11 protein-coding genes are annotated in these 9,906 nt (G+C 56.6%); 6 read left to right on the forward strand and 5 right to left on the reverse strand.

Going from position 1 to position 9,906, the window contains the following annotated elements:
- The first annotated feature begins 11 nt into the window (after positions 1 to 11).
- The 6 genes from ACZRMH_RS24200 to ACZRMH_RS24225 are packed head-to-tail and all read left to right on the forward strand — an operon-like array spanning position 12 to position 5,952.
- The gene (locus ACZRMH_RS24200) at positions 12 to 2,315 is read left to right on the forward strand and encodes a Kelch repeat-containing protein (protein ID WP_464015617.1); all 2,304 of its coding nucleotides are present in this window, start codon (positions 12 to 14) and stop codon (positions 2,313 to 2,315) included.
- 11 nt (positions 2,316 to 2,326) lie between these two features.
- A complete protein-coding gene (locus ACZRMH_RS24205; protein ID WP_464015618.1) occupies positions 2,327 to 2,839 on the forward strand; it encodes a DUF4376 domain-containing protein in 513 nt (170 codons plus the stop codon).
- On the forward strand, positions 2,836 to 3,762 hold the full coding sequence (locus ACZRMH_RS24210; protein ID WP_464015619.1) for a hypothetical protein: 927 nt from the start codon (positions 2,836 to 2,838) through the stop codon (positions 3,760 to 3,762). Before ACZRMH_RS24205 ends, ACZRMH_RS24210 begins: the two co-directional genes overlap by 4 nt.
- On the forward strand, positions 3,759 to 4,307 hold the full coding sequence (locus ACZRMH_RS24215) for a baseplate complex protein (protein WP_464015620.1): 549 nt from the start codon (positions 3,759 to 3,761) through the stop codon (positions 4,305 to 4,307). The genes ACZRMH_RS24210 and ACZRMH_RS24215 overlap by 4 nt, the downstream gene beginning before the upstream one ends.
- A complete protein-coding gene (locus ACZRMH_RS24220; RefSeq protein ID WP_464015621.1) occupies positions 4,304 to 4,993 on the forward strand; it encodes a hypothetical protein in 690 nt (229 codons plus the stop codon). The genes ACZRMH_RS24215 and ACZRMH_RS24220 overlap by 4 nt, the downstream gene beginning before the upstream one ends.
- Positions 4,981 to 5,952: a hypothetical protein gene (locus tag ACZRMH_RS24225; protein WP_464015622.1), complete on the forward strand. Its 972-nt coding sequence runs from the start codon at positions 4,981 to 4,983 to the stop codon at positions 5,950 to 5,952. Before ACZRMH_RS24220 ends, ACZRMH_RS24225 begins: the two co-directional genes overlap by 13 nt.
- 57 nt (positions 5,953 to 6,009) lie before the next feature.
- On the opposite strand, the gene ACZRMH_RS24230 is transcribed toward ACZRMH_RS24225, so the two are convergent.
- The 5 genes from ACZRMH_RS24230 to ACZRMH_RS24250 all read right to left on the reverse strand — a co-directional run bounded on the left by ACZRMH_RS24230 (position 6,010) and on the right by ACZRMH_RS24250 (position 9,349).
- Positions 6,010 to 7,194, reverse strand: a complete 1,185-nt coding sequence (locus tag ACZRMH_RS24230; protein WP_464015623.1) for a nucleotide-binding domain-containing protein — start codon at positions 7,192 to 7,194, stop codon at positions 6,010 to 6,012.
- A 93-nt stretch (positions 7,195 to 7,287) separates the two neighbouring features.
- Positions 7,288 to 7,866 carry a Pycsar system effector family protein gene (locus ACZRMH_RS24235; RefSeq protein ID WP_464015624.1) on the reverse strand — a complete coding sequence of 193 codons (579 nt, stop codon included), beginning with the start codon at positions 7,864 to 7,866 and terminating at the stop codon, positions 7,288 to 7,290.
- An 81-nt stretch (positions 7,867 to 7,947) separates the two neighbouring features.
- Positions 7,948 to 8,241, reverse strand: a complete 294-nt coding sequence (locus ACZRMH_RS24240; protein WP_464015625.1) for a hypothetical protein — start codon at positions 8,239 to 8,241, stop codon at positions 7,948 to 7,950.
- A gap of 10 nt (positions 8,242 to 8,251) precedes the next feature.
- On the reverse strand, positions 8,252 to 8,566 hold the full coding sequence (locus ACZRMH_RS24245) for a hypothetical protein (RefSeq protein WP_464015626.1): 315 nt from the start codon (positions 8,564 to 8,566) through the stop codon (positions 8,252 to 8,254).
- A gap of 447 nt (positions 8,567 to 9,013) precedes the next feature.
- On the reverse strand, positions 9,014 to 9,349 hold the full coding sequence (locus ACZRMH_RS24250) for a hypothetical protein (protein WP_169880877.1): 336 nt from the start codon (positions 9,347 to 9,349) through the stop codon (positions 9,014 to 9,016).
- Between the last annotated feature and the right edge of the window lie 557 nt (positions 9,350 to 9,906).

Below are 9,906 nucleotides of genomic sequence, written 5' to 3' on the forward strand. Positions count from 1 at the left end.
GGAAATCCCCTATGGGTGCCAGTATTACCCTTGCAGGCGAAAGCCTGATCGCTTTGAAACAGAGCAAACAGGAGGTCCTGACGGTCGCGCGCTTCGTTCTGGCCAACATTCCAGGCCTCGACACCTCGCTGCCGATTGACCGATCGGCCGGACTGCCGCCGGCGGAACAGATCGTCCATACCAAGGACGTGACCCGCGAGGGTTACCTGTCGCCGAACAAGGTCGTGTACAGCCTGATGCTCGACAGCACGGTCGGTGACTTCGACTTCAACTGGATCGGCCTGGAAACCACTGACCAAGTGCTGCTAATCGCCGCCTATGTGCCGCTGCAGCAGAAGCGCCAGGAAGTGCCGCCGCTGCAGTTCGGCAACAATCTGACCCGTAATATCATCCTGGACTACAACGGTGCTCAGGCGCTGACGGGTATCCAGGTGCCGGCCAGCACCTGGCAGTTCGACTTCACCGACACCTTCACCCAGATTACCGCGGACCTGGCCGGCATCCGCGCCGAGCTGGGGAACAAGCTCAACAAGAGCGATTACACGCCGCCGGTGTCGATCTGCCTGGACGGCCCGGTGCTGATTTACCCGGGCACGACCAACACCTACCGCATCACGGACTTTCACCGGTTCAGCACGTACACGGCCAAGACCAGCGTCGGCACCGTAACGCGGGACGCCGAGACCCTGACCTTGACCATTCCGGCGGATGCACCGGCAGGCCTAGTGACGCTGGAAGTGCAGCGCGACGCGGCGAAGATGATCCAGAAGATCCCGTTGGGCGCAGCCACCATCCAGCAGCCTTCGTTCGTCTCGCCGGGACTGAATGCGAACGGTGTAGCGGCCGAGCCCACGCTCACGATCGGAGCGTTCACGGTCTTTCCAGCCGCTTACGACGGCCATGTCAAAACCCGTTGGCAGCTGTCGCGTAATGCGGAGTTCACCGATCTGGTATTCGACATCACCAGCACCACCGAGCTGACTGCGCTCAGCCTGGCTGACGCCGGGTACCACCTGGATCCGTCGCGGCAGTATTTCGCTCGGGCCATGATGATCGGCAACACCCTGAGTTCGGCCTGGGGCACGGTGTCATTCAACACCGCTGCCATCCACATTCGGCGCCCGACCATCATCAACCCGGCGGACGGTCAGACGAAAGTCAGTTCCCGCCAGACGCTGACCTCCGACGCGTTCAGCGTCTCGGGCGGTACCGACGAGCATGTCGCCAGCCGCTGGCAAATCTCGATGCTGGCTGATTTCTCGGCGGTTGCCATCGACAGCGGCTGGTCCACTACCCAGCTGGTCAGCTTTACCCCTGACCAAGCAATGGCAAACTCCACCCAGTTCTATGCACGGATGAAGAAGAAAGGCCGTGCTCTGGGCGAAACCGAGTGGTCACCCGTCATCCGCTTCACGACCAGCGACCAGCTGAAAGGGATCTATACCCAGCTCAATGGCGGCGCGACGCTGCGGTATGACCACACGGCTGTGGCCATCGGCGGCAAGATGTATGTCTACGGTGGATATCACTATCAAGGCGGTCCGGCCTATCTCAGCGATCTATGGGTTTACGATCCTGCGCAGAACGCTTGGGCCCAACTGGCCAATGGACCTTATGGACGGTACGGGCACTGTGCTGCCGCACTGAACGGCAAGATGTATGTCTTCGGGGGATATGGCTGGGGAACCGCGTCGGGGAGCAATTACCAGGGTGATTTGATGGTCTATGATCCCGCCACCAATGCCTGGAAGCATCTTGGTTCGTGGCCTGCCCCTTGCATCCATGCTTCCCTTGTCGCGATCAAAGGCAAGCTCTACCTGTATGGCGGGTACGGCACAGCCCATTTTGCAGTCATCTGCGAATACGACCCAGCCACGGCAAAGTGGAGACAACTCACTTCATCCCCAAACCAGCGATCCGAACACACCGCCGTGGTGATTGACGACCGCATGTATGTCTTCGGTGGCACCCGCGGCGCCGGCTATTACAACGACGTCTATTTCTACGACCCCGCCACTGACAAATGGACCCAGTTGGGCGTAGGGGCCACGCAGCGTCACGAGCACGTGGCCGTGGCCATCGGGAGCAAGATGTACATCTTCGGCGGGCACCGCGCATCCTCGTCCAACGACCTGGCCTACCTCAACGATCTGTGGGTCTATGACGCGTCCGCTAACTCTTGGACCGAACTCCCTTCCGGTGCCACCAAACGACACCATGCTTCGGCAGTCGTTATCGGTGAAGAAATGTATTTGTTCAGTGGAACGCGAATATTGGGCGGTTCAGAACTGAATGACCTGTGGCGCATCTCCTGAGGACTCTTTAAATGTACAAATTGGAATCGTTTGAAAACGGCGCCGCCTTGGTGGTCAGTGACGATCTGGCCGCCCCTTACCGCGCAGTGCACAACGCTTCGAGCCTGGCCGATGCCGAGCAGTTGGTGATTGAAATGAACCAGCCCGGGATGCTGACCCAATTGGCCGAATACCGGTTGAGCTTTGAAGTCGCCGGTCTGGACCTGGCGAACGGGCTGCGCGTGCAGACCGACCGAGAAAGCCAGGGTCAACTGTTTAACTCCTACGACCAGCTTAAGTCGGGCCTGATTCCTGATACTGACTGGAAGGGGCAGAACGGCTGGCAGGTTGCCAACCTCGCGGAGCTGGAGCCGATTGCCAAGGCTGTCGCGGCTCATGTGCGCGGTTGCTTCCGAGGGGAAAAGGCCGTCAGCGACGCCATTGGGTCCGCCGCCACGGTGGCCGACATCGAAAGCATCCAGATCATCGAGCAGTTTCGGACCGCTTACCAGGCGGCCTATGACGAAGTGATGGTGCCTGCATGACCTGGTCGCCCGTCACGATGCAGTGGCCGGTCAATGCAACAGCCTGGATGGAGCCGATCGCCGAAATCAAAGACGTGGCCACGTCCCAACTGGCCAGCGCCGCCCAGCGCCTGGGCGAGCTGAAAGACCTGGTCACCACCGACCTGAGCGCGATCGGCGACTTGGTCAGCGGTGTGGTCGCCACCGGGCGCGCCGCGCTGGACGTGCAGTTTGGCGAAGTGCCGCAGTGCATCGTGGTGACGCCGTTCCAGAGCGGCGTGGGGCAGGGCACTGGCTACCAGCGATATCTGTCGGCCCCCAACCTGCTGCAGCGCCTGGCGGACAAGCTGGTCGACGGCACGGACCCGCAGCGGCCCACGGGCGAGCAGTACGCCCTGGTCCTGGTGTTCTTGGGCACGCGGTATGACGGGCTGGCCAACACGCTGTCGACGTTCAACGCGGTGCTGCCGATCGCGGACCTGCAGAAGGCCGAGCGGCGGGCCGGGAACCTATTCACGCTTGAGGCGGAGAAGTGGGAGCTGCCCGCCGCCGGCGCACTGCCGCGCTGGTCCGGTCTGCCGCTCGAGCGCTGCACGCTCCTCAAGGACGCAAGCCAGGCCATCAACAGCCAGCTGGCCCAGCTCGAGAGCTACGCGGCCGACAGCTCGCCGTTGAGTGACCTCGCGCAGCTGGCCCAACGCAAAGCCCAACAGGCGATCGAGCAGAACGACAGCCTCAACGACCTGAAGGCACTGCTGGCCAACGGCACGCCGGACGCCTCAATGCAGGCGCGCCTGCTCGGCCCGGGTGATCCTGGCGAGCTGCGCCGGCAGCTGCTCGAGGGTGACGGTGCCCCGGGGCACGAATGGGTGCTGTCGTCCGGCGTCATGCTGGTGGGCTCGCTACAAGGCCTGGCCTTTGTGCGGGAGTTGATCGGCCTATGACCCTCCTGCTCAACGGCGAACAGATCATCGGCAACCGCATGAAAGTCACGGCGAACCTGCGTATCGAGGCGGACGACATGTCCGGCCAGACCTCCGGTACCGACAAGTCGCACAAGGGTTTCAAGCCCAAGACGCTGACCGTGGCGATGACCGTTCCGTACAAGCGGATGGCCGACCTGCAGACGATCATGCGCCTGGCCGAGGGCACCGAGAGCGGTGGCCAGCTCACCACATACCGGATCGTCAACGACACCGCCCAGGCCTTCGGCATTCGCCAGGTGACGTTCGCCGAAGGCGTCAGCGCCCGGGAAGACGACAGCCTGGCCCAATGGATCGTCCAGTTCACCCTGAGCGAGAAGCTCTCCAACCCGGAGAAGGTCGAAAACCGCCGCGCGGGCAACCCGGTGGCCAGCCAGTCGGCAGCCGGCGACGGCGTGTCCGGTACCGGCGCCGGCGGATCCGGATCGAGCGGCCCTGAACTGAGTGGTTTCGAGGCCGTGCTCAAGAAGGTGGACGACTACATCGGAGGCACGCCGCAGCCATGAAACTCCACCAGGTACTGACGATCGGGGGCACGGTGGTGCCCCTGGTCAAGGACGATGTTCGGCTCGATCTGAAAAGCCCAGGGCGGGCCACCTTCACCATCAATGCCGGCGCGGCGGTGAAAGGGCTGGTCACGTTCGATATCGGCTACAACGAAGCCACCTTACAGCGGCACTTCATGGGTTACGTGGAGCGCTGCACCGCGGCGAATGGCATCGAGCAGGTGGTTTACTGCCGCGAGCTCGCCGCCGTGCTGGCCCAACCGCTGCCCATGAACCTGCGCCATGTCGACCTGCGCGCGGTGCTGGCCGACATCAGTACCAAGACCGGCCTGCGCTTTCGGGTGCCCGATCGGGACTACACGCGGGTCAAAGCACCGTTCTTCTACAGCCTGGCCGCTGGTTACCAAGCCATGGACAGCCTGGCCAAGGTGTTCGGCATCGATGACCTGGTGTGGCAACAGCAGGGCGACGGCGAGCTGTTCGTGGGTTCCTGGGCCGACAGCTTTTTCGGAACCCGACCACCGCTGCAGCTGCCGACCAACATGTTTGACGGGTACCAGGGCAACCAGAGCGCAACGATCGCGGCCCTGCCCGGGCTGCGACCAGGTGCAACGATCAATCAGGGCGAGCGCATCACCAGCGTGGCACTCGCCGGCACACAGATGGCAATCAAATGGACGACGTGATCAAGCGCAGCGTGGAGCGCCAATTCCCAGAACTCACTGGTGGGTATCACCTGCCGCGCTTTGGCCGCGTGGTTGCGGTTCCCGATGCGCCGGCCGGCGCGGGCCTGTGCGATGACTTCCGGCCGCGCTATGCGGTCGACATCGAGGTCTTGGGACCGGACGGCGAGCCCGACCCGAACGTGCCGGTGCTGTCCGGCGTGCCGCTGCCGGTGCCCACCGGTGGCGAAGAAATGGGCGTGTTTGGGTTCCCGGAAGAGGGCACCCGGGTTGTGGTGTGCTTTGCCTATGGCCTGCCCAGTAACCCGTATATTCAGACCATCCTGCCTCACGGCCTGAGTCTGCCCAAGGTGCCGAAGGGCGACCAGGTGTGGCAGCACAGTGACGCAGTGCAGCAGCGCGTCGATGCTGACGGCAACTGGACGCGGCTGACCGATGGCAAGATCCGTGACCAGGCGATCGAGCGCGAGGTGGAGGCCCTGGGCAACCGGGAGCGGTTCCAGAGCCACGCTCAGGACGTCAAACACCACTCCACCGAGACGGTGGGGGGCATCAAGAAGGTGGAAGCCCTGGGCGCGCTCAAACTCAGTTCGGCCGGTACCGCTTCATTCGCCGCCTTGGACGACATGCACCAGGCGACAGGTCGTGACTACAACTTAGTGGTGGGCAAGATCTACAACGCGGCGGTAGGTGGCAACATGCAGGAGAAGGTGCAAGGTCTGCGCAAAATCGTGTCCGGAATTAGCCAGCGCATGCAGGCGCCAAAGACATGGGTCGGTTCGGAAGGGACCAACGTGCTGCGTGTTCTGGGCGACACGCTCGATTTGATCGAGCAGTTGGCCAACCAAGTATCGGTTCATACACATGGGCCTTCACCGGTGCCGACACAGGCGGGTGCGTTTACTGCAGATGCTGTGAAAGCGGCGCTGCTTTCGGAAGAAATAAAAGCGGCTTCTCTATAATGAAGGACAAAGCGGCGTCTTCGTTTCCGAAGGCGCCGTCAGCAGTCTATGTTTAGTCTATCCTATGTAAACCGCGTAACACTGTTCAGGATGAAGTAAAATTCCATCGCAAAAAACCGATATAAACATATAATGTAAGCCTACATAGGAGGTCCGTTCCCAGCAATGAGCGAAATACCAGTTTTCCTCATGCCTGCTTGCGCGTATCCTATGCTGGTGGTTGCCATTATTGTCAACTTTGTCAGCATCCTTTCCATAGTTTTCTACGCGGAAAATTACCTCAAGTTCAGTGCTTTTTCCGTAATAGGGGAATCTAGCTTTGAAGTCAATTCCTCGATTTTTTGGAACGCTTCTTGAGCAGTTGAAATATTCATCAGTAGAAGGGGTGAGCGCAGAGTTTTTAATGGTGCTTGATAGTTGTATCCGCTGTTCTGAGTTATGAATTGGCAGCAGCTCATAATATTTGTCTTGGCGAAGCACAAACTGCTTGTATTTGTGCTCTGTGCCTTGCAGGTTTGTGTAGCTAGGGGACACATGCTGCTCAATTTTTCGCTCGCCGTCATGTTCGATAGTCTTGATGGCTATAACTTGATCATGTAGGTCAAGAAGTTCGACTACAGACTGACCAAGCATGATGTGATTCAAAGGCGCACTTTGTTGAAGTTTTGCAGCGACATCTACATAAAAAGATGTCGCGGTTACCTCAGATACGCCTGTGTATCCGTACATGCCCCAGATGACTGACTGGTCATCGCCGTAATCGATGCCGATCCGAATTCCGACATCCTGTTCTAAGCCTTTTTGGCGAAGTTGGGGTACCACGATTTCACGAATGAATTCAACCAGCACGGTCGCACAGTTGATAGCGTCGATCGCGCCGTTACGTGGGCTACGCTCACCGCCCCGAAAAAAAGCAAGCACCGCGTCACCCATGATGCGATGGACATGCCCATCCAGCGCCAATACCGACTCGATGGCGCATTTTATTATTTGATTCTTTATAAAGAAAACTAACTCTGGTGTGTAGCAGATTCCTAGCCTAGTTGAACCTTGAATATCTACGAATAACGTAGTGACGTAGCCCTTCTCATAATCGCCTATTAGCAGATGGTCAAAGTCAGGATGCCCGCCTATGTCTGAGTTGTTAATGCCTGGCTTACCGAAATAGCCGCGAAGGTCATTTTGGATTTTAAATTCGTGTGTGTGATTAGCGAGAGCTTCGATACTTAGGCTGTCAAGCATCCGAGACTCATGAATCGAATCCATAGTCTGAGCGGATTTTATAATTTCTGGCGAAAGTTGAAAATCGCCATAAATAGATCTGATCCTCGACATTTATTGTCCGCCACTCTGTAAGACTATGAAAAAACCAAGGCAAAACAGAGCGTAAATATTTAGTCTGGTATGTTTGGCAGCTGTTGCTATTTTGACATGTTTATCTAGGGTAACCGTGGCGACCTCGTGGACTTGTATGGCTAAATCCCGTTCTAGCTCTAGATAATTAATTGACGATATGCGATCTGCATATGTGGTCGCGTCAAAGTTATCTGCGACTGATTTAAAGAACAGAATGGATGGCGGCTCATTGGTTTTTTCTGAGCGGGCGGCATTGCTGGCGCTTTTCAGGTTTGGCCAGATCGTATTAATCACTGCTGCTATGCTAAGGAGTGAAAGAACTGAAATAATTATTAGGGCTAGGATAATCCAAACTTTCAAGTACCCGGGCTTAATTAAGTCACCAGCTTTTAATATGAGTCCGCCAAATATCGCTGCATTGAAAGTGATAAGGAGGCCGCTTTTAAAGTTGGTAGTTCCAATATAACTATCATACCGTTTAAGCGCATCTGATAGGCAGGTGATCTTAAGCTTTTGCTCATCGCTTAGGGCACCGTTGTTGCTTTTCCCATCTTCCATTTTAAACACATCCATTTGACTACTGGGTTTAGAACAAATGTAGCAAAATGCCATAATTCAGTCTATGTCGTTTGATGCTCACTATTCTCGGCACCACCAGGACTGCGCATAGGCGCAGCCATCAATGTACTCAATCCCTGCTAGAACAAAGCCCGTCAGACTCATGCTGCTCAACGAAGCATCCAGGAGCTTTGGCAAAGGATCGGATTCGCTTGGTGAATTGCTATGGATAAAGGCGACATTTGAGCTGCGCCCCAACTCATTATTCAGCTCTGCTTGGACCATCACGTACCCTTTGATGGGCGTGTAGCGGCGTCTCTCCTCTGGCGTAAGCGGCACTCCCCGAACGCGCATCGGCGTGATCAACACAAACATTTATTAACCCTCACGCATCCAGCTGGGCTTCGATGGCATAAGCGAGAGCCCCGTCAGCGAGCTCGAGCATGTCGCTCAGCTCTGCGCAGCCGATGACTTGGGATTGATGCAGTGCAGAGGCGCGTTGCACCAGTACCTTGTGGTGTGCCACTGGGGCCTCCATCAAAGTGTCTCTGTCATCAAGAAGCGACTTCCATGCTGCCACCGATATTTTCTTCTGTGCAGACGACGCGACCATAGCCATTCCCTTCTCTAAAAATACTGTATATGCAAACAGTATATTAAGGGCGCCCATGTTTGCTAGTCGCGGAACGACGAAATACATGGCCAGCAGCGCGCGGGCTTATCCATAAATCCCTATGGCAGAAAAAAATCTCGACGAAAAAGCACTTATCCCCCTCCCGCCGACGGGCTTTGCGTCCGTTTTTTGTGCAAATCCCGATGTAGTGCAAACGAACCTGCAGCCCAGGCGGGCCGTGGGGCTCTGCAGGGGAGTGGCCATTGCACAAAATGAAAGGTTTGGAAGAGAAATGCAGCGGCATTGCACAGCGAACCCTGCAGCGCTCACGGCAGGCTGAATGCTGGAGCCCCCGGTTTTGCTGGGCGAAAAATTGGAAAACACCCGAAAGGGCGTATTTTCAAAATTGGGATCAATCAAATGTTGGCCAAATTTTACATGGGGCCGCCTTATCAGATTTGACCTGCAAGCCCCGTGGCGTCGGGGTGGCAGGCCTATCGCAGCGTTTCGCAGCGTTGCAGCGGGCGGTTAGCCTCAGTCGAACTTCATTTGAGACAGTTCGCTGATTGCTTTCACGGTAGGGGCGGCCTTATGCAGGTAGTCCCAGGCATCCTCCGTGGTAGGAAACGCGTAGAAGTCGATCGTCTCGCCGAGTGTGACCATTGCAATGGCTGCGAATTCCGCCTCGCCGCTCCAGCGATTGTAGAGCTGAATGGCTGCGACCTCTCTGTTACCGATATCGAAGCTGGTCATGTAGCCCATTGCCTTGAGGTCTTTGTCGATGTCCCCTTCGGTTTCGCCTAGGGCGTCCTTTATCAGGTCCCGGTTGCGCGGCTGCGGACCAGCCTGCGTCGTGTACTCGATATACATCACTCACCCTCAGTTGTAGAAGTTGGTTTCCATCGCAGGGTATCAAATGAGGGGCGGCAAATTGCCAGTTTTCAGTTGAGGGCTGGGAAAACCCTAATTTCCCTAATTGGGATCATTGGCGAGGCTGCAGCCCTTATATTACGTGGCTTACGTCGATTAGGGTCAAACCCTAATTTACCCTCATCAAAACCCTCAGTTATCTGTAAGTAATTGATTTTAAAGGACTTTATTTTTATGGAAAAACAGGGTTGTAACCCTAATTCAGAGAGGGTCAAATTAGGGTTTAATTAGGGTTATGAATATCTTTCAAGCCCTTGATTTTAAAGGGTATTAGATAGATTGAAATTAGAAATTAGGGAAATTAGGGTTTTCCCAGGGGTCAACATAAAACGGAGAAGTGCACAGGAAGGGACAGGCCAGAAGCGTGATCCGCAAATTCTCAGTAACTGTCACTGAAACTGTCACCAGTCTCGCTTGACGCTACCTAGATGCCGCTGGAGGCCTTGAAAACAGTGGAGCGGGTGAAGGGAATCGAACCCTCGTTATCAGCTTGGGAA

The organism is Pseudomonas sp. B414 (assembly GCF_055408445.1).